This window comes from Enterobacter sp. 2VL (genome assembly GCF_005503595.1).
In the GTDB taxonomy this organism is placed as follows: domain Bacteria; phylum Pseudomonadota; class Gammaproteobacteria; order Enterobacterales; family Enterobacteriaceae; genus Enterobacter; species Enterobacter cancerogenus.
The window spans coordinates 825,583-845,491 of record NZ_SCNE01000001.1 but is presented as its reverse complement, the minus strand read 5'-3'; the positions used below and the strand labels follow the sequence as shown (position 1 = coordinate 845,491).

Annotated in this window: 22 protein-coding genes and 1 pseudogene; 13 read left to right on the top strand and 10 right to left on the bottom strand. The window is 54.4% G+C overall.

Features of this window, described 5'->3' with window-relative positions:
- Positions 1–2 precede the first annotated feature (2 nt).
- Positions 3–653, bottom strand: a complete 651-nt coding sequence (locus tag FFS28_RS03945; RefSeq protein ID WP_137848829.1) for a carbon-nitrogen hydrolase family protein — start codon at positions 651–653, stop codon at positions 3–5.
- A gap of 110 nt (positions 654–763) precedes the next feature.
- Positions 764–994 carry a DNA polymerase III subunit theta gene (locus FFS28_RS03940; RefSeq protein WP_006176029.1) on the bottom strand — a complete coding sequence of 77 codons (231 nt, stop codon included), beginning with the start codon at positions 992–994 and terminating at the stop codon, positions 764–766.
- Between the two features lie 137 nt (positions 995–1,131).
- Between FFS28_RS03940 and yobA the strand changes: the two genes are divergently transcribed.
- Genes yobA through FFS28_RS03925 form a run of 3 tightly spaced genes read left to right on the top strand, consistent with a single transcriptional unit; the run spans position 1,132 to position 2,727 of the window.
- Positions 1,132–1,503, top strand: a complete 372-nt coding sequence (gene yobA, locus FFS28_RS03935; protein ID WP_137848828.1) for a CopC domain-containing protein YobA — start codon at positions 1,132–1,134, stop codon at positions 1,501–1,503.
- A gap of 1 nt (position 1,504) precedes the next feature.
- The gene (copD, locus tag FFS28_RS03930; protein WP_137848827.1) at positions 1,505–2,374 is read left to right on the top strand and encodes a copper homeostasis membrane protein CopD; all 870 of its coding nucleotides are present in this window, start codon (positions 1,505–1,507) and stop codon (positions 2,372–2,374) included.
- Between the two features lie 14 nt (positions 2,375–2,388).
- Entirely contained in the window at positions 2,389–2,727 is a 339-nt protein-coding gene (locus tag FFS28_RS03925) for a YebY family protein (protein WP_006176023.1), read from the top strand.
- Between the two features lie 321 nt (positions 2,728–3,048).
- On the opposite strand, the pseudogene FFS28_RS03920 reads toward FFS28_RS03925, so the two are convergent.
- Positions 3,049–3,321, bottom strand: a pseudogene (locus FFS28_RS03920) (tyrosine-type recombinase/integrase); the annotation flags it as partial.
- Positions 3,322–3,419: 98 nt separating this feature from the next.
- Here FFS28_RS03920 and FFS28_RS03915 point away from each other — a divergent pair.
- Positions 3,420–3,788, top strand: a complete 369-nt coding sequence (locus FFS28_RS03915; RefSeq protein ID WP_137848826.1) for a hypothetical protein — start codon at positions 3,420–3,422, stop codon at positions 3,786–3,788.
- The gene (locus FFS28_RS03910) at positions 3,788–4,294 is read left to right on the top strand and encodes a YqhG/Tai3 family protein (protein ID WP_137848825.1); all 507 of its coding nucleotides are present in this window, start codon (positions 3,788–3,790) and stop codon (positions 4,292–4,294) included. Before FFS28_RS03915 ends, FFS28_RS03910 begins: the two co-directional genes overlap by 1 nt.
- Before the next feature lie 134 nt (positions 4,295–4,428).
- On the opposite strand, the gene FFS28_RS03905 is transcribed toward FFS28_RS03910, so the two are convergent.
- A complete protein-coding gene (locus FFS28_RS03905) occupies positions 4,429–5,379 on the bottom strand; it encodes a VirK/YbjX family protein (RefSeq protein WP_137848824.1) in 951 nt (316 codons plus the stop codon).
- A gap of 169 nt (positions 5,380–5,548) precedes the next feature.
- On the opposite strand from FFS28_RS03905, the gene pphA reads away from it, so the two are divergent.
- A complete protein-coding gene (gene pphA, locus FFS28_RS03900) occupies positions 5,549–6,193 on the top strand; it encodes a protein-serine/threonine phosphatase (protein ID WP_137848823.1) in 645 nt (214 codons plus the stop codon).
- A gap of 34 nt (positions 6,194–6,227) precedes the next feature.
- Here pphA and FFS28_RS03895 read toward each other — a convergent pair whose 3' ends face one another.
- From FFS28_RS03895 to yebS, 4 genes are all read right to left on the bottom strand, one after another.
- Positions 6,228–6,467, bottom strand: a complete 240-nt coding sequence (locus FFS28_RS03895; protein ID WP_006176013.1) for a YebV family protein — start codon at positions 6,465–6,467, stop codon at positions 6,228–6,230.
- Between the two features lie 105 nt (positions 6,468–6,572).
- A complete protein-coding gene (gene rsmF, locus FFS28_RS03890; RefSeq protein WP_137848822.1) occupies positions 6,573–8,036 on the bottom strand; it encodes a 16S rRNA (cytosine(1407)-C(5))-methyltransferase RsmF in 1,464 nt (487 codons plus the stop codon).
- A 56-nt stretch (positions 8,037–8,092) separates the two neighbouring features.
- On the bottom strand, positions 8,093–10,726 hold the full coding sequence (locus tag FFS28_RS03885; RefSeq protein WP_137848821.1) for a PqiB family protein: 2,634 nt from the start codon (positions 10,724–10,726) through the stop codon (positions 8,093–8,095).
- Positions 10,695–11,978 carry a membrane integrity lipid transport subunit YebS gene (gene yebS, locus FFS28_RS03880; RefSeq protein WP_137848820.1) on the bottom strand — a complete coding sequence of 428 codons (1,284 nt, stop codon included), beginning with the start codon at positions 11,976–11,978 and terminating at the stop codon, positions 10,695–10,697. Before yebS ends, FFS28_RS03885 begins: the two co-directional genes overlap by 32 nt.
- Positions 11,979–12,110: 132 nt before the next feature.
- On the opposite strand from yebS, the gene msrC reads away from it, so the two are divergent.
- The 4 genes from msrC (at position 12,111) to htpX (ending at position 16,534) form a co-directional block, all read left to right on the top strand.
- Positions 12,111–12,608: a free L-methionine (R)-S-oxide reductase MsrC gene (gene msrC / locus FFS28_RS03875; RefSeq protein WP_006176006.1), complete on the top strand. Its 498-nt coding sequence runs from the start codon at positions 12,111–12,113 to the stop codon at positions 12,606–12,608.
- Positions 12,609–12,704: 96 nt separating this feature from the next.
- The gene (gene proQ / locus FFS28_RS03870; protein WP_137848819.1) at positions 12,705–13,391 is read left to right on the top strand and encodes an RNA chaperone ProQ; all 687 of its coding nucleotides are present in this window, start codon (positions 12,705–12,707) and stop codon (positions 13,389–13,391) included.
- A 19-nt stretch (positions 13,392–13,410) separates the two neighbouring features.
- Positions 13,411–15,459 carry a carboxy terminal-processing peptidase gene (gene prc, locus FFS28_RS03865; RefSeq protein ID WP_137848818.1) on the top strand — a complete coding sequence of 683 codons (2,049 nt, stop codon included), beginning with the start codon at positions 13,411–13,413 and terminating at the stop codon, positions 15,457–15,459.
- 193 nt (positions 15,460–15,652) lie between these two features.
- Complete coding sequence (htpX, locus tag FFS28_RS03860) at positions 15,653–16,534, top strand: protease HtpX (RefSeq protein WP_101737478.1); 882 nt, start codon at positions 15,653–15,655, stop codon at positions 16,532–16,534.
- 51 nt (positions 16,535–16,585) lie between these two features.
- Here htpX and FFS28_RS03855 read toward each other — a convergent pair whose 3' ends face one another.
- On the bottom strand, positions 16,586–17,959 hold the full coding sequence (locus tag FFS28_RS03855) for an MFS transporter (RefSeq protein ID WP_137848817.1): 1,374 nt from the start codon (positions 17,957–17,959) through the stop codon (positions 16,586–16,588).
- A 178-nt stretch (positions 17,960–18,137) separates the two neighbouring features.
- Here FFS28_RS03855 and kdgR point away from each other — a divergent pair, with 178 nt between their 5' ends.
- Complete coding sequence (gene kdgR, locus FFS28_RS03850; protein WP_006175999.1) at positions 18,138–18,929, top strand: DNA-binding transcriptional regulator KdgR; 792 nt, start codon at positions 18,138–18,140, stop codon at positions 18,927–18,929.
- Positions 18,930–18,990: 61 nt separating this feature from the next.
- On the opposite strand, the gene FFS28_RS03845 is transcribed toward kdgR, so the two are convergent.
- Positions 18,991–19,230 (bottom strand): YobH family protein, encoded by a 240-nt coding sequence (locus tag FFS28_RS03845; RefSeq protein ID WP_042320581.1) that lies wholly within the window; start codon positions 19,228–19,230, stop codon positions 18,991–18,993.
- A 159-nt stretch (positions 19,231–19,389) separates the two neighbouring features.
- On the opposite strand from FFS28_RS03845, the gene mgrB reads away from it, so the two are divergent.
- Complete coding sequence (gene mgrB, locus FFS28_RS03840; protein ID WP_006175995.1) at positions 19,390–19,533, top strand: PhoP/PhoQ regulatory lipoprotein MgrB; 144 nt, start codon at positions 19,390–19,392, stop codon at positions 19,531–19,533.
- Positions 19,534–19,607: 74 nt separating this feature from the next.
- Positions 19,608–19,898, top strand: coding sequence for a YebO family protein (locus tag FFS28_RS03835; RefSeq protein ID WP_137848816.1), 291 nt, complete (start codon positions 19,608–19,610; stop codon positions 19,896–19,898).
- Positions 19,899–19,909: the final 11 nt, after the last annotated feature.

Here is a 19,909-nt window from a genome sequence, read left to right as displayed (position 1 = left end):
GCTTAGCGTAATGGAATGATATCCCCTTGCCAACCCCGTCTGTCCAGTGAGCCGGTTAACAGCAGTTCCCCTTTATCGGCGCGAACGATGAGCTGCCCTCTCTCATCCCACAGTGCGCTGCCGCTGCGCGCGTTAGCCATTAAGACCGCAATGGCATATTTATGGGCAAAACGCTGTAACGTGCCGATGGACTGACGCCAGCGGTTATCCCCCACGTCCTGACTGCTGGTAAAGAGCGTCGCCTGAGGATCGAGATCGAGGGCATCTGCCGGGGTTTCGATAATGGTTAACCGCTTTTCGCCCGGCGTCAGGCTCGCACCGCTGCCCTGAGGGTAGCGCAGGATCGACTCGCGGTAGGGCGCGAAAAGGGCAAGGCCCTTGTGGCGCTGCCCATGCTTTTCGAGCGGAAGCCCGGCAACAATGGTGATGCCGTAGGTCTGGGCGGCAAGGAGGAGAGGGGCGAGTTGGGTATCGTCCGGCGGCGGGGGAAGCGTCGCCGTGCCGGGGCCAGTGAGCGAGAGCTCCGGGAACACCAGCAGATCGCATTGCAAACGAACCGCTCTATCGACGAAGCGGAGGTGATGTTCAACATGATCGTCAACACTGCCGTGCTGTCGGGCATACTGTGCCGCAGCAATATTCCAGCGTGACATCGTGATTTCCTTATACACTGAGTCGCTGTGATCTAAGAATACACCTATTTCTATAAGGTTTTTCTTATCCTGCCACAATGCGCGTAAGGAAGTGTAACGAGTCTTTAATGTTATTTAACTTTAGGCTCGTACGGCAGACGGGAAAGGTTTACGGAGGCGAGACGGTGCGCAATTAAGCGCTCACGGAACCAGTCGCGCAGGTGTGCAGGCTGTTCACGCTCAACCACCTCTGCCACGATGGGCATGTTATAGCGCTCTTTGAACGCGACGCCAGCGGCGGCGAGGTCGACGTTTACTTTGTCCATCTCCTCCTGAGGAAGGGCAGCCAGATTAGTCTTCATTTCCTTCTCCTTTGTTATGCGGCGGCAACGTTACCGCGATTACACGATGATGACAAGTCAGCGCAGGATGTTCCTCGACTCGGATATTATACAGCGTTATCCTTTGCCATACAGGCATAACAAAAAGGAATGATAAGATGAACGTTTCCTCTTCACGTGCAGTACAGGCGTTGGCTTTCCTGGTCGCGTACGTTGTGGCACCGTCCGCGCTGGCTCATGCTCATCTTCAGCAACAGACCCCGGCAGCGAACGCCCAGGTTTCGGCACCGCAGCTCCTTACGCTGAGTTTTTCTGAGGGTATCGAACCGCAGTTCAGCGGCGTGGTCGTAACCGATGACCAGCAGAACGCGGTTAAAACGGGCGCGGTGAAGCGCGATGAGAAAAACAAGGCGCAGCTTATTGTTCCGCTTGAGCAACCGCTGACGGCGGGTACCTATCAGGTCGACTGGCATGTGGTGTCGGTAGATGGCCACAAAACGAAAGGCAGCTATCACTTTAGCGTGAAATAGTATGCTGGCGTCGCTCTACGTTGCGCTGCGCTTTATCCATTTTGGCGCGCTGATGCTGATTTTTGGCAACGCGCTTTACAGCGTCTGGTTTGCCCCTTCCTCCCTGCATCGTCTGATGTCGAGACGCTTTCAGTCTCAGCAGCAGCGTGCCGCCGTCATCAGCCTGACGGCTGCGCTTTTAATGTTTGCGGTTCAAGGGGGACTGATGGCCAACGGCTGGCCCGATGTGGTCAACCCGGATATCTGGCACAGCGTACTCACCACGCAGTTTGGCGGCGTCTGGCTGTGGCAGATGATCCTTGCCGTTGTCACCGTGGGTGTTGCCTGGCTTGTGCCGCAGAAAGGCTCAAGGCTGTTACTGCTCGCCATGGGCCAATGCGTGCTGCTGGCAGGCGTCGGGCATGCAACCATGAACGAGGGGCTTGCAGGCGCATTGCACCGGCTTAACCATGCCGTACATTTGTTATGCGCTGCCACCTGGGTTGGGGGGCTGCTCCCGCTGCTGTTTTGTATGCAACTGGCGAAAGGGCGCTGGCGGGTTGCTGCGATCTACACCATGATGCGCTTTTCCCGGGTGGGACATTATGCCGTGGCGGGTGTCGTGCTGACGGGGATAGTCAACGCGCTCTTTATTCTGGGATGGGATCTGCCATGGCATTCGGCGTACGGACAGCTTTTATTGTTCAAATGTGCGCTGGTGGCGATGATGGTGGTAATTGCGCTGGCGAATCGGTATTTTCTGGTGCCACGCTTTCGTTCGGATGCCGGGCGAGAACAACAAATTTTTATCAGGATGACACAGGCAGAGGTTGTTCTGGGTGCGCTGGTGCTGGCTACGGTCAGCCTGTTTGCCACCTGGGAACCTTACTGACAAGGTTAAGACTTATGAAAAAAACAGTGCTTTCTCTTTTACTGCTGGCCTGCACCGGGAGTGCGCTGGCGGCACCGCAGGTTATTACCGTCAGCCGTTTTGAGGTGGGTAAGGATAAGTGGGCATTTAATCGCGAAGAGGTGATGCTGACCTGCCGTCCTGGCCACGCTCTGTATGCAATTAACCCCAGCACGCTGGTACAGTACCCGTTGAACGATACTGCTAAGCAGCAGGTTGCCAGCGGGAAGAGCAACGGCCAGCCCATCAGCGTGATTCAAATTGATGACCCGGCAAATCCTGGGCAAAAGATGAGCCTTGCGCCGTTTATCGCACGCGCTGAAACGCTCTGCTAGACCTCGGGTTTCCAATAAAAAAAACCGCAGACGCTGATGCAGCACTGCGGTTTTCTTGTATTTAATGATGCTCTGACGCTTTTTTTCAGGCCACTTTTGCTGTGGACTGGAAAACCTGGCGTCGTCATCTATTCTTAAAGTGCAAGGCGATTGAGCCTGCATTAATGCCAACTTTTAGCGCACGGCTCTCTCCCAAGAGCCATTTCCCTGGACCGAATACAGGAATCGTATTCGGTCTCTTTTTATCTATTTGTATTTTAAGGGTTTTTTCGGTCTCAACACGAATTCCCCCGAAAATTACTCGAACATTCCATATTCTGTCTAAACCATAACATACTCTGCACCGCGTGAGTCCAGGTATTTTTTCGTCATTGTTAAATTTTTGTGGCCCAGCAATCGCTGCGCAAAATCCTCTCCACGCTCTTTTTCATACAGCCTGCTCGCCAGACTTCTGATCTCATGGAACGGAGGTGGGTTAGGTCCGAATTTTAATCCAGTTGAGTCTCTTATTTCTGCAAATGTCAGGTGAGTCCGGCAGGGGTATTCGCGAGGGTGCACTGCACCAGTACCCCTGTCAGATCGCCGTATTTTAGAAATTGTTGAAATCAGAGGTAAAATCAGCATTTTTAATCCCCTTCGTTAATTATGGTTAATGTGATAATTCCGCTATAAATTACTTAAGGGAACTAAGAATGGGCTGGAATAAAGAGGCTGCTGTATCGTATCTCCGATCGCACGCACTAGGGCGCTCTCATAGCGAATGCGCTAAGTTTACCCGTCTGGCAATCCAGGCTGGTGGCGTTAAGGTCGCGAACACAGATTATGCAAAGGACTACGGGGCACAATTATTACGGGCGGGATTTAGTGAGGTTCCGCCCGGCTCCTCCACAATTTCAGGGGATGTGGCTGTGATCCAGCCGTATCCTGGAGGAAACGGCATAGGCCACATGACGATGTATGACGGCACAAAGTGGATTTCTGACTTCGTTCAAAAAAGCATGTATCCCGGCCCCGGCTACCGCAAAATGCAGCCCGCCTTCAAGATTTACAGGATGAATTGATGAAAATAATATTTTTATCAGTCGTCATGTTGATGGCGGGATGTAGTTCGACTGCCAATCAAGATAAGCAGGCGAAAGACCTTACCGCTTCATTTTATAGGTCTTATTTGTATGAATTTGGGAGCGACGAAGCCAGGCCTTACCCCGTTGAGCAGCTACGCAAATACGTTTCAGCTGATACCCTTGCTCGCATTGATACTGTTCAGGATATCCCTGAACAGGAATTAATAGAGTCTGACTATTTCACCTACGCGCAGGATTATTCACGCGATTGGCTACCCGCCTTACGAGTGGAAAACGCCAGGCCATTTTTAAACGGTGAAGTTGTCCAGGTAATAGAGGGGGCAGGAAACGGAAAGAGCATTCATCTGGAAGTATTCCTTCGACGTGAAGATGGCGCATGGAAGATATACAGGGTCCGAGATGTCACTAATAACTTCGAACACCCTATATTCAGTGCCGGAGCGATCGCCCGGGCGAAAGCTGCAGCTGAAAGCGGCCTGTAAACCATAATATTACTCATGCCCTGGCATCCGCCGGGGCTTTTTTTGCCTTTGCGGAATGTCAGTCATGCCCTACAAACAGGCCGCCTCGGTAGTATTCATTGAGTTTTTACAACTCAATACTGAACCGATCATCCTCATGCTGGTTGCCAGCGCGCGTTTACCGCGGCGTCGATCTGATCCAGCAGCTCGAAGCGGCGGCGGTATTCGGCCCGTTTTTTACTTGCAATGTCGTCCAGCGATTTGCGCTTGATCGCCAGCGGTAGCTGCCAGCAGAAAGGTGACACCTTTTTAGCATCCAGGCTTTCCCAGAATTCGTCGTAGCTGGCGTGGAAATGTCGCCCTTTACTCAGCCGGTAACGCAACGCCCGGAACACGTGCCCCTCATCGCTGACGGCAAAAATGGCGGTAATGCGTGTCTGCTTAGCCAGCGTCAGCAGGGCTTCCATCAGCACGCGTTTCGGGAACAGGCCGTGGCAGGCGCGGGTGGCTTGCTTGATCACGTCGCGGGAAACGTGGCGACGAGGTCCCTGCAGGCCGCCAATGACTATCACCGGTTGGCCCTTACTGCGGGCCACGCTGAAGGTCAGGCTGGCGAGCAGCGTGTTGTCGTTGTCGCGCAACCACAGCGTGCTTTCACCCTCACGCTCGGCGCTCAGGGCAGACGAAGCGTTAAGGGTATAAACGGCAGCGTTTTTCGCCTGAAACTGCGCGATGGTCTGCTCTTTCGGGCTACTCAGCGCATGGGCAAGCGTGGGATCGCTCAGCCCATCGATCCAGTGATAGTGGCTTATCACCGCGTCGGCGCGATCGCTGGCGTTAAGGCCGCGCATCAGATACTGGCGATGCGTTTTGCTGGGTAACGTAATCTGGGAAGCGAGAAGTCTGTCAAAATCATCCCGGCTGGATAATGCTTCCAGCATGCGATGGGTGGATGACCAGAAAAGGAGCGAGCGCAAAAAGAACTTGAGCCGATATTCGCGTTTTTGCCAGATGGGGCCGGGGACGAGTTTTCCTTTCACCAGTTCGGAGATGATATGAGTACGATGTGGATAAAGCACATCGTTTTGCAGGTGGATGTTTGACACGTGATGACCTCTCGTTTTATTCGCTTCCTATTCTAGAGGGGGGATATAAAGGGATTAATAGCGCGCGGATCTTTATTTCCGTTTGGTTTACGGTTTGTTGGGATTTGTCAATCTCAGGCTTATCTGATGCTATTTTCTGAGGCGGCTATACTTTCTTGGAGGGGGCATTATGTATCAGCGAAGAAACGGTGAGGAGTGGCGTCACGTCTGGGTAGCGGGTGACATTCATGGCTGCTATCAGACACTTATGGGCGAACTCAAGCGCCGCCATTTTAATCCTTATGAAGATTTACTCATCTCCGTGGGCGATATTATCGATCGCGGTCCGGACAGCCTGAAATGCCTCCAGCTGCTGAATGAAAAATGGTTCTGCGCGGTGCGGGGTAATCATGAGCAAATGGCCCTCGACAGTCTGGAAAATAATGATTTTTCACTCTGGACGCTGAACGGGGGAATGTGGTTTTCGCGGCTCGATAAAGCCTCGCAAAATCTGGCCATCACGTTATTAGAAGCGTGTCGAACGCTGCCGTATATTATTGAGATACCCTGCGCGAATGGCCTGAACGTTGTCGCTCATGCAGATTATCCGGCAAAAGAATATGTCTGGAACCAACCCGTCAGCGCGCAACGCATAGTGTGGGATCGGGACCGGCTGATGGGGTTTATGGCAGGCAAAGGGCAGGGCATTAGCGGCGCGGACCATTTTTGGTTCGGGCATACGCCTGTTGATCGACGCTATGATTTTCACAATCTGCATTACATCGACACGGGAGCGGTCTTCGACGGTTACTTAACGCTGGTGCAGTTGCAGTAATAAATAACCCGCCTTCGGGCGGGTTCTCTTTAGGTCAGGCAAGACGCAGGACCCAGGCATCGGTTTTACTGTCGTAGTGCTCGCGGTAAAGGACGGAATGTTCGCCATCAAGAATGGCCGGCACGCTGGTGTCGGCGTCCCAGGCGTCGAGTTGCATACACAGATCCGGGTCGGATTTGCAGGGGATACTTAACGTTCGATCGCCTTGTGCTTCGCCGCGCAACTCTGCGTCGTCGATTTCGAAAGCGCCAATACGCACGCTGGTTTTCGTCATAGTGCTCTCCGGGTTTGGGTTAAAAATCTGGTATGACCAGTACAGTCACCCAGTTTTTAGCGTAGCCAAGGAGAGCAAAATCGCCAGTAAAAAAATGCGCTTTTTTTAGTCGGTGCGATCGTTACCGGTAAACAAACGCCCGTCGCGCACCAGCTCACGCGGATAGCTGTTCTTCAGCCGCGAGCCGACTTTTTTTGCCAGCCCCAGCGGATAGCCCTGATAAGTCACGATGACCTCATCGCGCGCCGGAGTGTTTTCCGGGTAAACGTCACGCCCGCGGTACCACTCTTCAGCTTCCTGATGCGTCAGGGCAAAGGTATTCTCGTCTCCGGCAAGAGCAATCACCGCTTCGTGCTGCCAGCGATAGCCTTTGTTGTGAACTTCCGCCAGGCGAATACCGAGGCGGGAGAAACGCACTTTGCCAATCAGCGGCTCAATGTTGGCCGGGAAAAGCCAAATCTCTTTGTCGCGCGACCACAGGTGCAGGCTCTCGTCCCAGACCAGGCCAACCTGGCTTGCCGCTTCCTTAAGCTGTGCGGTTTCACGGCCCTTAAGCGGGGCGAACGGAAATTTCCCCACCTTGAACGACGGCGCGGGCAACGGGGGAACGGCTTGAGTTTTGCGCAACCGTGCGACGAAGAAGCCTTCACAGTCGTAAATCTGTGGGAAGACGTGGAGGAAGCCTTCCGGCGTTGCGGACTCTTTTGCCGCGTTAAACAGATCGTCGAGCGGGAGAAACTCCACTGCATCGGGATACTGAGCTTTCAGCCACAGGCAGACGTCTTCATTTTCGTCGCGGTTAAGCGTACAGGTGGAGTACACCAGCGTTCCGCCGGGGCGCAGAGCGTGGAAGGCGCTGTCGATCAGCTCCCGCTGCGTGGCGGCAATGTCCAGATTGCTCTCCACTGACCAGTTTTTTAAGGCATCGGGGTCTTTACGCACGACGCCTTCGCCGGAGCAGGGGGCATCGAGCAGGATCGCATCAAAGGTTTCAGGCAGGGCAGCGCCAAATACGCGGCCGTCGAAGTGCGTCAGCGCGACGTTATGGATCCCGCAGCGGCTGATATTGGCATGCAGAACTTTAACGCGGCTGGCGGAGAATTCATTGGCAAGAATGGCCCCCTGATTGCCCATCCGCGCCGCTATCTGGGTGGTTTTGGAACCCGGCGCAGCGGCGACGTCCATCACGCGCGCGGGCGAATTACCGTCGGCAAAGAGCGCGGCGACCGGCAGCATGGAGCTGGCTTCCTGAATATAAAACAGACCGCTCAGATGCTCGGCAGTGCTGCCCAGCGGCAGGGCCTCTTCATCATCGCGCTCGATCCAGAAACCCTCTTCGCACCACGGAACCGGCGTCAACTGCCAGCGGTAGGGCGAAACCAGTTCAAGAAAGGCCTCAACGCTGATTTTCAGGGTATTGACGCGAATGCTGCGGCGCAGCGGACGCTGGCAGGCAGCGATAAAATCGTCAAAGGAGAGATGAGCAGGAAGCGCCTCGCGCATCTGCGCCAGGAATTGTTCAGGAAGAAATACGGAGTTTTGAGCCACGGGCACACCACAGGGAAACATTCAGGCGCGCAGTGTAACATAAAGGCTCCGGCGCGTTGACACCGGAGCCTGCAGGATTAACGCGGCAGAGCGGTTCCCCACTCGCGCCACTCTTTCGGTTCACTCTCCAGCAGCAGGAAGTGTTTGCCCGGCTGCGCTTTCGGTGCCAGTGGCGTGCCTGGCGGAGTCGCAAAGGCAATACCGCCACGTATGAACTGGTTGAAGGTGCCGGTTTTCACCACGCCGCCCGTCAGCCCGAAGTCCAGCGAATAGCCTGAGGCCAGCCAGAACACCGAGTTGTTGCGCACCAGATGCTGATAACGTTCGCTGATGCGCAGCGTCACCATCACGCGATCGGCAAGCGAGCCGAGCGTCAGGCCGGTCACGGTGCCTACCTCCATGCCGCGGAACAGGACCGGGGTACCGATGTTCAGCGATCCGGCCTCCGGCACCTCAACCACGATACTCAGCCCGTCAAGGTAGCGGGAGTCCGTGATGGTGGCTTCCTGCAGCTCAAAATCGCGACGCGCGTTGCCACGCCCCGGTTCGACGTTGATGTACGGCTGCAAAATGGTGTCAAGATGTTCAACGCCCGCCGCCGAGATTTGCGGTGTCACCACGGAGAAACGCGTGCCGGTTCGGGCGAAGGTCTGCACGTATTCCGGATAGAGTACGGCGGTTGCCTGTACTTCATTTCGCGCAGTAATCAGCGTCAGCTTCTGGATCTGCCCGATATCGATGCCGAGATAGCGGATCGGCATGCCTTCGGCAAGCTTGCCCGCATCAAAGGCGTGAAGCGTAATCTGGCCCCCCACGGCGCGCGCAGCCGTTTCGGACGGGAAGAGAATACGTTTGTCACCTTTACGTAAATTGCCCCCGGCACCCGTCAGATTGTCGAAACTGATTGCCCCGCGCAGCGCACGCGAAAGAGGGGAGGCCTGCACGGTCAGCCCGCTGCCGTTAAGCTGCACCTTAGCCCCGCCTTCGGCCCAGAACACGCTGTTTGGCGTCAGCAGTTTGCGGTACTCGGGCTTGATGTGCAGCTCAATATCAAAGGCTTCGGCACGGGGACGTACAGTAATGACCTCGCCCACTTCAAACTTACGGTAAAGCACCACTGAGCCGGCCTGCACGTCTGGCAGGGTTTCCGCCGTTAAGGTCAGCGTGGTAGTCGGCAGATCGCTCAGGCTGTTTTCAATGGCTTTATCCAGGTTGGCATACAGAGGGTAACTGTCGCGCAGCGGCCCTTTGTTACCCGGCAGGATCCGGACCCCGCCGTTAACCCATTCGCTGGCGCTGGCGCCAAGGAACTCAATGCCGTCGAGGCCGACCTTCACGTCCACACGGCTATTGACGACAAACTTGCTGTCACCGCGCACCAGGTCGCTGTACTTCGGATCGATGGCGGCAGAGAACGAGACGCCTTTTTCGGTGAGCTTGCGCTCCAGCACCTGGCCGACCTGCACGCCGTGTAAAATCAACGGCTGGCCCGCTTCGATCCCGTAGCTTTCCGGGGCGGTCAGCGTCACCGTCACCACGCCCGGTTTTTGCAGAAGGGCTTTATCTGCAGGAGCGACAACAAAGTTATTGCTCGGCTGGCCTTCACCCGGGATCAGCTCAAAGGTATTGCCCGTCAGCAGGCTGCTGAGGCTGGCATCGTTCAGGGACAGTTTGGGGCTGCGCATTTCGATACGGGTTTTCTCCCGCAGGAGATCGACCACGCTTGGGTCGACGGTCATCTCGCCGGTGACAGAGCCACCCGGATTGAGCGTCATTTTGGTGAGCTGGCCCACCTCCAGCCCCTGATACATCAGCGGGGTGGAACCGGCTTTCAGCCCTTTGGCGTCCGGCAGGGCGAGCTTAACGATCACCCCGCGTTGGCTATGGGCGAGGTCCGCATACAGGCCAAAGGTGTCATCGGCGGCGGCGGGGCTGGAGTTTTCCGGCGAGTCAAAGGCGATCGCGCCATTGACCAGCGCCGCCAGACTCTCGAGTTTGACCTTCGCGCCGCTCAGGCTCAGATCTGCATCCACGCCTGAGACGTTCCAGAAGCGGCTGCCTTTTTTAACCAGATTGGTAAAGCGCCGCTCAATCAGCACATCAATGGTGACGCCCTGTTTGTTGGGGTTAATCGCATAATCGTAAACGCGGCCCACGGGGATTTTGCGGAAATAGACCAGCGAGCCGCTATTCAGCGAACCCAAATCCGGAGATTGCAGGTGGATCATCAAATCGCCGTTGTTGAGACGGTATTTCGGCTGCGTGTCCAGCGCGACGAAGTGATCCTGCGGTTCCCCTTTGCCCGGCATCATGCCGATGTAGTTCCCGCCAACGAGCGCATCCAGCCCGGACACGCCGGCCAGCGACGCTTTCGGCGTGACAAGCCAGAACTGGGTTTCGCTGCGCAGGGCATCCTTCATATCAGACTTGATGCTGGCGCTGACCTGAATTTTATTCAGCCCCTTACCGAGCTTGATATCCTGAACGGTTCCGACTTCCACCCCCTGGAAGCGCACCGGGGTGCGCCCGGCCACAATGCCGTCGGCGGACTGGAAATCAATGGTGATGGTATTGCCGCGATCTTCATAGCTCGTCCAGATGAGCCAGCCTGCAATCATCAACGCGATGACGGGCAGCAGCCAGAAGGGCGAAATACGGCGTTTTGTTTTAATTCTCGCTTCAGTCTGCGAAGCGGGCGTTTCCTGACTCATGTGCGTCCCAAAGTAAGCGGCTGTCCAGCCATTCCACTGCAAGAATAGTCAATATCACCGCAGAGCCGAAATAAAAAGCTGCGGGTCCCATAGTAAAAGCAAGGAGCTGATCGCGATTAATGAGCGACATCATCAACGAAATCACAAACAGATCCAACATCGACCAGCGGCCAATCCAGGTAACGAAACGCAAAAGCAAGATGCGCGTACGTAATCCTTGTTCACATTTGAAGTGAATGCTGATGAGTAGCGTAAACATCACCATCACCTTGGTAAACGGCACCAGAATACTGGCGATAAAGACTATCGCCGCCACCCCGACGTTGCTGTGGCCAAGAGAGATAATACCGGAAAGGATAGTATCTTCCTGACGGGCGCCGTTCACATAAATCACGGAGATAGGCAGCATATTTGCCGGGATCAAAAACACGATCGAGGCAATCAGCGCCGCCCAGCATTTTTGCAGGCTGTTGTTGCGCCGCAGCCTCAACGGGATGTGGCAGCGCGGACAACGACCGCGCGCATCCGGCAGGCCGGTGTAATGGCAGCCCAGACAGACGCGAAGATTTTCATCAGCCCGTGTTGCGGGGCGCTGGGGATAAAATCGTTCCCACAACTGCTCAACGTTCAGGTGAATCAGGGTCAGAATGCTCAGCAGTACCAGCGAGATAAAGGCGAAAAGCCCAATGCCGGGCTGCAGAAACGCATAATCCTGCACCTTGATGGAAGCAACGCCAATGCCCACCAGATAAATATCCAGCATCACCCACTCTTTCAGCTTGTCCAGCATGAGCAACACGGGCCGCAGATTCATGCCGAGAATGTTGCCGAACCACAGATATGCAATGGCGGCCACCAGCACCAGCGGGGCGCCTATAGTGCAAAACAGCACCATCGCTGCGGTGAGCGGGTCGCCCTGACGGGTCATCTGCCAGATACCCTGCACCACGTTTGCATCGATACGCACGCCGAGAAGGTACAATTTCAGCAGCGGCTCGCTCCAGGCAAACGGCATCAGCAGCAGCATGGCCGTCGCCATTGCCGCGAGTCGGGTTAACGACCAGTCGCGCCCGTCCCGGATTTTGGCATCGCAGCGAGGGCAAAAAGCACTTTGATGCGATTTCATCTTCGGCAGCATAAAAAGCGTATCGCACTGGGGGCAACGCTGATAATGTGCACGGGGCAAAGCTTCGCTTACCGTATGGACGGTGATCTTTCTTGTCGGCGTAATCCTGGGTATTTTTATGGGCATCTGTCGCGCACGGATAAGTATTGTTGAACGTTATATTAACTCATGATTTGATTCATCTTGAGCATGAGCGCATTTAATGCTTATTTTAATAGCCTATGCGGTAAATTTGTAAGACAACTAAGTGATTGAATAATGAACAAATCAGAATTCTACGCGGATCTTAATCGCGATTTTCAGGCATTGATGGCAGGTGAAACCAGCTTCTTAGCCACTCTGGCAAATACTAGTGCATTACTGTTTGAACGTCTCTCTGGCGTGAACTGGGCCGGTTTTTATCTTCTTGAAGATAACACGCTGGTGCTGGGTCCTTTCCAGGGAAAAATCGCCTGTGTGCGTATTCCGGTTGGCCGTGGCGTATGCGGGACGGCGGTCGCGACTAACCAGGTCCAGCGCGTAGAAGATGTCCATGCTTTTGATGGCCACATTGCCTGCGATGCTGCCAGCAATTCTGAAATCGTCCTTCCGCTGGTGGTGAAGGGGCAGATTATGGGTGTTCTGGACATCGACAGTACCGACTTTGGCCGCTTTAGCGCTGAAGACGAGCAGGGGCTGCGCGAGCTGGTCGCGAACCTGGAAAACGTGTTGGCAACAACCGATTATCAAAAATTCTTTGCGAGCGTCGCAGGATAATCAACGGATAACGTAGCATTTACTGATAGCGTCATTATAATGACGCCTGTTCATGCCTGCGCTTGTTGGCAACGTCCGTTGTAATCAGGAAATTTCATGGAAAATCAACCTAAGTTGAATAGCAGTAAAGAAGTTATCGCATTTCTGGCAGAGCGTTTCCCACAGTGCTTCAGCGCTGAAGGTGAAGCTCGCCCCCTGAAAGTCGGTATTTTTCAGGATTTAGTCGCGCGCGTTGAGGGTGAGATGAATCTCAGCAAAACCCAGCTTCGCTCTGCCTTACGTCTTTATACTTCGAGCTGGCGTTACCTGTACGGTATCAAAGCGGGCGCTACCCGTGTCGACCTCGACGGCAACCCTTGCGGTGAGCTGGACGAGCAGCACGTTGAACACGCGCGTAAACAGCTGGAAGAAGCGAAAGCTCGCGTTCAGGCACAGCGTGCTGAGCAGCAAGCGAAAAAACGCGAAGCCGCCGCGGCAAACGGCCAGGAAGAAGCGCCTCGTCGTGAGCGTAAACCGCGTCCGGCACCGCGTCGCAATGATAATAACGATCGCAAACCGCGTACTGATAAGCCAGCAGCTAAAGCCCCGCGTGCGCCTCGTGAAGAGCCGCGCCACACTCCGGTTTCGGACATCAACGCGCTGAGCGTGGGTCAGGCACTGAAAGTGAAAGCGGGTAACAATGCAATGGATGCCACCGTTCTGGAAATCACCAAAGATGGCGTTCGTGTGCAGCTGACTTCTGGTATGTCAATGATTGTACGCGCAGAACACTTGTTGTTCTGAAACGGAGGCCAAGCCTGGCATGAACACTTTTTTTAAGCTCACCGCGTTAGCGGGCCTGTTTGCTATAGCAGGCCACGCTTTCGCAGTGGACGATATTACGCGTGCTGATCAAATTCCGGTGTTGAAGGAAGAGACGCAGCACGCGACGGTGAGTGAGCGCGTGACGTCGCGCTTCACTCGGTCGCACTATCGTCAGTTCGATCTCGATCAGGCCTTTTCGGCCAAAATTTTCGACCGCTATCTGAACTTGCTGGATTACAGCCATAACGTGCTGCTGGCCAGCGACATCGAAAAGTTTGCCAAACGTAAATCCGAAGTGGGTGATGAACTGCGTTCCGGCAAGCTGGACCTGTTTTACGATCTGTATAATCTGTCGCAGCAGCGCCGTTTTGAACGCTATCAATACGCGTTAAAAGTGCTGGAACGTCCGATGGATTTTACCGACAACGACACCTTTAATCTGGACCGCAGCAAAGCGCCATGGCCGAAAGACGAAGCCGAGCTGAATGCGCTGTGGGACGGTAAAGTCAAATACGACGAACTGAGCCTCAAGCTCACGGGCAAAGACGAGAAAGAGATTCGTGAGACGTTAAACCGTCGCTACAAATTTGCTATCCGTCGTCTCGCGCAGACTAACAGTGAAGATGTGTTCTCACTGGCGATGACCGCGTTTGCCCATGAAATCGATCCGCATACCAACTATCTCTCCCCGCGTAATACCGAGCAGTTCAATACCGAAATGAGCCTGTCTCTGGAAGGTATCGGCGCGGTGCTGCAGATGGACGATGATTACACCATGATCAACTCCATGGTGGCGGGCGGCCCTGCAGCGAAGAGCAAAGCCATTAGCGTTGGCGATCGCATCGTGGGCGTGGGTCAAACCGGACAAAAAATGGTTGATGTGATCGGCTGGCGTCTTGATGACGTCGTCGCGCTGATCAAGGGACCGAAAGGCAGCAAAGTGCGCCTTGAGATCCTGCCTGCCGGGAAAGGCACCAAAACCCGTATCGTTACCCTGACCCGCGAGCGCATCCGTCTGGAAGACCGCGCGGTGAAAATGTCGGTGAAAACCGTCGGGAAAGAGAAGGTGGGCGTGCTTGATATCCCGGGCTTCTATGTTGGGCTGACCGACGATGTGAAAGTGCAGCTGCAGAAGCTTGAGAAGCAGAATGTCAGCAGCGTCATCATCGACCTGCGCAGCAATGGCGGTGGGGCGCTGACCGAAGCCGTTTCACTGTCTGGCCTGTTCATTCCGTCTGGTCCGGTGGTTCAGGTGCGCGATAACAACGGTAAAGTGCGTGAAGACGCCGATACCGATGGAGTGGTGTACTATAAAGGCCCGCTGGTGGTCTTAGTGGATCGCTTCAGTGCCTCTGCATCCGAAATCTTTGCCGCTGCGATGCAGGATTATGGCCGTGCGCTGATTGTGGGTGAACCGACCTTCGGGAAAGGCACCGTACAGCAGTACCGTTCTCTCAACCGTATTTACGACCAAATGCTGCGCCCGGAATGGCCTGCACTGGGGTCGGTTCAATACACCATCCAGAAGTTCTACCGTGTGAATGGCGGCAGTACGCAGCGTAAAGGCGTTACGCCGGATATTCTGATGCCAACAGGTACGGAAGAGACGGAAACGGGTGAGAAGTTTGAGGATAACGCGCTGCCGTGGGATAGCATCAACGCTGCCACCTTCGTCAAGTCTGGCGACATGACGCAGTTTGGCCCGGCCTTGCTTAAGGACCATCAGGAACGCATCGCCAAAGATCCGGAATTCCAGTACATCATGAAGGACATTGCGCGCTTCAATGCCCTGAAAGAAAAACGGAATATTGTCTCTCTGAACTACGCTCAGCGTGAGAAAGAGAACAACGAGGATGACGCGACGCGTCTGGCGCGGGTTAACGATCGCTTCAAGCGAGAAGGCAAACCGCTGCTTAAGAAACTGGACGATCTGCCGAAAGATTACCAGGAGCCGGATCCGTATCTGGACGAGACGGTGCATATCGCGCTCGACTTGGCGAATCTGGAAAAAGGCAAGCCAGCACTGCAGCCGACACCGGCGAAATAAATACCCAACAGGCACAAGAAATTGTGCCTGTTTTTTTTAGTTCTGCAACCTCCCGTCAAACTGACCTTCAATTGTGTAAAGTTGTGTCTTTCTGGTGACTTACGCCCCCCGAATCCTTGAAAATAGCCACAATACCCATACGATGTGGGTAATCGCATAGTGCGCTTTGTTAAACTGAGGTTAAAAGAAAATTATGATGCGAATCGCGCTCTTCCTGCTCACCAACCTGGCGGTGATGGTGGTATTCGGGCTTGTGCTAAGCCTGACAGGAATTCAGTCGAGCAGCGTTCAAGGCTTGTTGATCATGGCGCTGCTGTTTGGTTTTGGTGGCTCCTTTATATCTCTGCTGATGTCGAAGTGGATGGCGCTCAAATCCGTGGGTGGCGAGGTCATCGAACAACCGCGTAATGACATGGAACGCTGGTTGATGAACACGGTGGCCCAACAGTCAAAGCAGGCGGGCATCGCCATGCCGCAGGTGGCTATCTACCACGCGCCTGATATCAACGCGTTTGCAACGGGCGCGCGTCGTGACGCTTCCCTGGTTGCCGTCAGTACCGGTCTGTTGCAGAACATGAGCCGCGATGAAGCCGAAGCGGTTATCGCCCATGAGATCAGCCACATCGCTAACGGCGACATGGTGACGATGACGCTGATTCAGGGGGTGGTGAACACCTTCGTGATCTTCATTTCCCGTATTCTGGCGCAAATTGCGGCAGGATTTATGGGCGGCAACCGTGACGAAGGTGAAGAGAGCAACGGTAACCCGCTGATCTATTTTGCGGTGTCGATGGTACTGGAACTGGTATTCGGTATTCTGGCGAGCATCATTACCATGTGGTTCTCCCGTCACCGTGAATTCCACGCGGATGCCGGCTCGGCAAAACTGGTGGGGCGCGAGAAGATGATTGCCGCCCTGCAGCGTCTGAAAACCAGCTATGAGCCGCAGGAAGCGAACAGCATGATGGCCTTCTGCATTAACGGTAAATCAAAATCGCTGAGCGAGCTGTTTATGTCTCACCCGCCGCTGGATAAGCGTATCGAAGCACTGCGCAGCGGGGAATACCTGAAGTAACGCAGAGCGTTTAAAGATAAACCGGGCGGGGTAAACCTCCGCCCGGTTTTTTTATGCCTGCGCGCGGGGTTGCGTGATCCGCAATCCGCTGACAATGGCCGCAATCGTCGCCAGTGTTCCGGCCGTGAGCAGCGCAACGTGGGTGCCGTTCTGTCCGGCAAGGTTGAACATCAGCGCAACCAGCGCGGCGCCGGTACTTTGCCCTAACAGACGTGCCGTTCCCAGCATGCCGCTGGCTCCGCCGCTGCGATCGCGTGGGGCAGCGGTCATAATGGTATGGTTATTGGGCGACTGGAACAGGCCAAAGCCGGCTCCGCACAGGACCATTCTCCAGATGATATCCATGTCGGAAGGCGCGGAGGGGAGCAGCGCCAGCGCAAACAGGCCGCTCGCCATCACTACCAGCCCTAACGCACCCAGCAGCCCGGCATGGACCCGTTCAATTAAATAGCCTGCCAGCGGGGCCATCACCATGGTTGCCAGCGGCCATGGCGTCAGCAGCAGCCCTGTCTCTACCTCGGAACGACCCACGATGCTCTGCAAAAAGAATGGCAACGCGACCAGCGCCAGCATCTGGGCGCAAAACGAACAGATTGAGGTGCAAATAGAAAGCGAAAACAGCGGAATACGCAGCAGGTCAACCGGCAGCAACGGCACCGGCAGCGCCAGCTGGCGACGGACAAAGAAGAAACCCACGATCAGCATGGCGGCGACTTCTGCCGTGATAAGCGTCAGAGATTGCCCTTGCGCGAAGCCACTCAGGGCCGTGATGAGCAGGCCGAAGGTTAGCGCATTCATCACCGCGCTCGGTAAGTCGAAGCGCGGCTTGCTGCTTTTGGGGCCATTAGCCGGGAGATAACGCAGGGCGAAGAAAATAGCCACAATCCCGAGCGGCACATTTATCGCAAACAGCCACTGCCATGAGGCAACAGACAGGATCGCGGCAGCAATCGTGGGGCCTGCCGCAGAGGAAACCGCCACAATAAACGAGTTGATGCCCATCCCCCGGCCTAGCTGGCGCTGGGGATAGATAAGCCGTATCAATGCCGTATTCACGCTCATCAGGGCCGCGCCGCCGAAGCCCTGAGCAATACGGGCCAGCGTCAGGGCATGCAGTGAGTCCGAGAGGGCGCAAAAAAGCGAGGTCAGCGTGAAGACCACCAGGCCGCACTGATAGACCCGCCGGTAACCAAACATATCCCCCAGAAAAGAGAGCGAAAGTAAGGAGATCACAATCGCGATTTGATACGCATTCACAATCCAGATGGAGCTGGCGGGGGAGGCGTTGAGGTCGCTGGCGATTGTGGGCAATGCGACGTTGGCAATCGCGCCGTCGAGGACGGCCATCGAAATACCAATAATAATGGTGGCGATAGCACCATACCGCTGGGGCAACGGCAGGCCATCGGAAGCGTGTTTTTCCATGGGAAATGAAAGGCTCAGGATGAAATTATTCTCAGGGTAACTATTTTAGCATCGTTATTTCGGTTTTATGTCGCAGATTTGTAACGAAGTAAACGCAGATTGATTGCAGGCAGCATGACTCGAATTTATAATAAAAACCGGTTCTGATTTTTATAAAACACTCTGTATGAGGTGATAAATGGCAATCGCAGATTTGGATAAGCAGCCAGATTCTGTTTCTTCCGTGCTGAAGGTGTTTGGCATCTTGCAGGCGCTCGGAGAAGAGCGTGAAATTGGTATTACAGAATTGTCGCAGCGCGTGATGATGTCGAAAAGCACCGTTTATCGCTTTTTGCAGACCATGAAGTCTTTGGGCTATGTCGCTCAGGAAGGCGAGTCTGAGAAATACTCTCTCACGCTGAAGCTGTTCGAGCTGGGTGCCCGCGCGTTACAAAACGTCGATCTTATTCGCAGCGCAGATATTCAGATGCGTGAACTGTCACGCCTGACGAAAGAGACGGTCCACCTGGGCGCGCTGGATGAAGACAGTATCGTTTACATCCACAAAATCGACTCGATGTATAACCTGCGTATGTACTCGCGTATCGGACGTCGTAACCCGCTGTACAGTACGGCAATCGGTAAAGTGCTGCTGGCCTGGCGCGATCGCGAAGAGGTGAAGCAAATTCTGGACGGCGTGGAGTATAAACGCAGCACCGACCGCACCATCACCAGTACCGATGAGCTGCTTAAGGTACTCGATACCGTTCGCGAGCAGGGCTACGGGGAAGATAACGAAGAGCAGGAAGAGGGGCTGCGCTGCATTGGCGTACCTGTTTTCGATCGCTTTGGCGTCGTGATTGCGGGCCTGAGTATCTCATTCCCGACGCTGCGCTTCTCGGAAGAACGCCTGCATGAATATGTTGCTATCCTGCACACTGCGGCGCGTAAAATCTCTGAGCAGATGGGTTATAACGACTATCCGTTCTGAGTGCTGTCAGGCATAAAAAACGCCGCATCGTCTGCGGCGTTTTTTTTATACTGTTAAAGGGTTAGCCGTTATCAATGACCACGGACGTTTTACGCAGTACCGGGCAGTTGGTTAATCCAATGATACCGCTGTCGGAGTGCAGATACTGGGCGGTACTCATACCCTGTGCCGTGACGTACTTACACTGAATGCCTAATCCCGCTGCATTTTCGGTGCTCCCCACAAGCACTCCATATCCGGTTAATAAAAGGCCAATCCACACAACGGCCAGTGCAATAGTTGTTCGAATGATAAAATGCATCATTACCTCTTTATCTTTGTTGTCATGCACTAAGCCTAAACGGTTTACGGTGTGAAACAAGTGAACTATTCCGAAAAGGATTTGATGCGGTTACAGTTAGCCGCTGTTTAAGATTAGCGTGCTAACCTGGTAACATACGGTCATAAGACGGAGTGTGGAGTGAAAAAAATACGCTGGGTGATTCTGATTATTGTGCTGATAGCATGCGTCGTATTGTGGACGCAGACTATCAATGTGATGTGCGATCAGGATGTACAGTTTTTTAGCGGCGTTTGCGCAATCAATAAGTTTATCCCGTGGTAGACCGCATTTTTTCTCAATGTGATGCCCTTCCTTCGCGCCAGTGGTAAAATAGCCGTTTTTATTGAGGTGGTGAAATGGGTGAGTTACTGAATTCAGGGCTGTTAAGCCTGGCGTCCCTGGCAGTCTCGTTGATTGTTATGGTGGTAGGGCTTGTCATATGGTTTTTCGTCAACCGTGCCAGCTCCCGGACTAACGAGCAGATTGAGCTGCTGGAAGCGATGCTCGATCTGCAAAAGCGTCAGAATGCGCTGCTGCGTCGTTTGTGTGAAGCCAACGAGCCTGAAGAGAAAGCGGTAGCGAAAGAGAGTGCGCCAGACGCTAAAGACGATGAAGACGATTTCATTCGTCTGGTGGCCGAACGCTAGGTTGTTAATGA

What these genes read in the sequence shown, in the direction of transcription:
- FFS28_RS03945 (WP_137848829.1), bottom strand. Translation starts at nt 653, where the DNA reads ATGTCACGCTGGAATATTGCTGCGGCACAGTATGCCCGACAGCACGGC.
- FFS28_RS03940 (WP_006176029.1), bottom strand. Translation starts at nt 994, where the DNA reads ATGAAGACTAATCTGGCTGCCCTTCCTCAGGAGGAGATGGACAAAGTA.
- yobA (WP_137848828.1), top strand. Translation starts at nt 1,132, where the DNA reads ATGAACGTTTCCTCTTCACGTGCAGTACAGGCGTTGGCTTTCCTGGTC.
- copD (WP_137848827.1), top strand. Translation starts at nt 1,505, where the DNA reads ATGCTGGCGTCGCTCTACGTTGCGCTGCGCTTTATCCATTTTGGCGCG.
- FFS28_RS03925 (WP_006176023.1), top strand. Translation starts at nt 2,389, where the DNA reads ATGAAAAAAACAGTGCTTTCTCTTTTACTGCTGGCCTGCACCGGGAGT.
- FFS28_RS03915 (WP_137848826.1), top strand. Translation starts at nt 3,420, where the DNA reads ATGGGCTGGAATAAAGAGGCTGCTGTATCGTATCTCCGATCGCACGCA.
- FFS28_RS03910 (WP_137848825.1), top strand. Translation starts at nt 3,788, where the DNA reads ATGAAAATAATATTTTTATCAGTCGTCATGTTGATGGCGGGATGTAGT.
- pphA (WP_137848823.1), top strand. Translation starts at nt 5,549, where the DNA reads ATGTATCAGCGAAGAAACGGTGAGGAGTGGCGTCACGTCTGGGTAGCG.
- FFS28_RS03895 (WP_006176013.1), bottom strand. Translation starts at nt 6,467, where the DNA reads ATGACGAAAACCAGCGTGCGTATTGGCGCTTTCGAAATCGACGACGCA.
- rsmF (WP_137848822.1), bottom strand. Translation starts at nt 8,036, where the DNA reads ATGTTTCCCTGTGGTGTGCCCGTGGCTCAAAACTCCGTATTTCTTCCT.
- FFS28_RS03885 (WP_137848821.1), bottom strand. Translation starts at nt 10,726, where the DNA reads ATGAGTCAGGAAACGCCCGCTTCGCAGACTGAAGCGAGAATTAAAACA.
- yebS (WP_137848820.1), bottom strand. Translation starts at nt 11,978, where the DNA reads ATGCCCATAAAAATACCCAGGATTACGCCGACAAGAAAGATCACCGTC.
- msrC (WP_006176006.1), top strand. Translation starts at nt 12,111, where the DNA reads ATGAACAAATCAGAATTCTACGCGGATCTTAATCGCGATTTTCAGGCA.
- proQ (WP_137848819.1), top strand. Translation starts at nt 12,705, where the DNA reads ATGGAAAATCAACCTAAGTTGAATAGCAGTAAAGAAGTTATCGCATTT.
- prc (WP_137848818.1), top strand. Translation starts at nt 13,411, where the DNA reads ATGAACACTTTTTTTAAGCTCACCGCGTTAGCGGGCCTGTTTGCTATA.
- htpX (WP_101737478.1), top strand. Translation starts at nt 15,653, where the DNA reads ATGATGCGAATCGCGCTCTTCCTGCTCACCAACCTGGCGGTGATGGTG.
- FFS28_RS03855 (WP_137848817.1), bottom strand. Translation starts at nt 17,959, where the DNA reads ATGGAAAAACACGCTTCCGATGGCCTGCCGTTGCCCCAGCGGTATGGT.
- kdgR (WP_006175999.1), top strand. Translation starts at nt 18,138, where the DNA reads ATGGCAATCGCAGATTTGGATAAGCAGCCAGATTCTGTTTCTTCCGTG.
- FFS28_RS03845 (WP_042320581.1), bottom strand. Translation starts at nt 19,230, where the DNA reads ATGCATTTTATCATTCGAACAACTATTGCACTGGCCGTTGTGTGGATT.
- FFS28_RS03835 (WP_137848816.1), top strand. Translation starts at nt 19,608, where the DNA reads ATGGGTGAGTTACTGAATTCAGGGCTGTTAAGCCTGGCGTCCCTGGCA.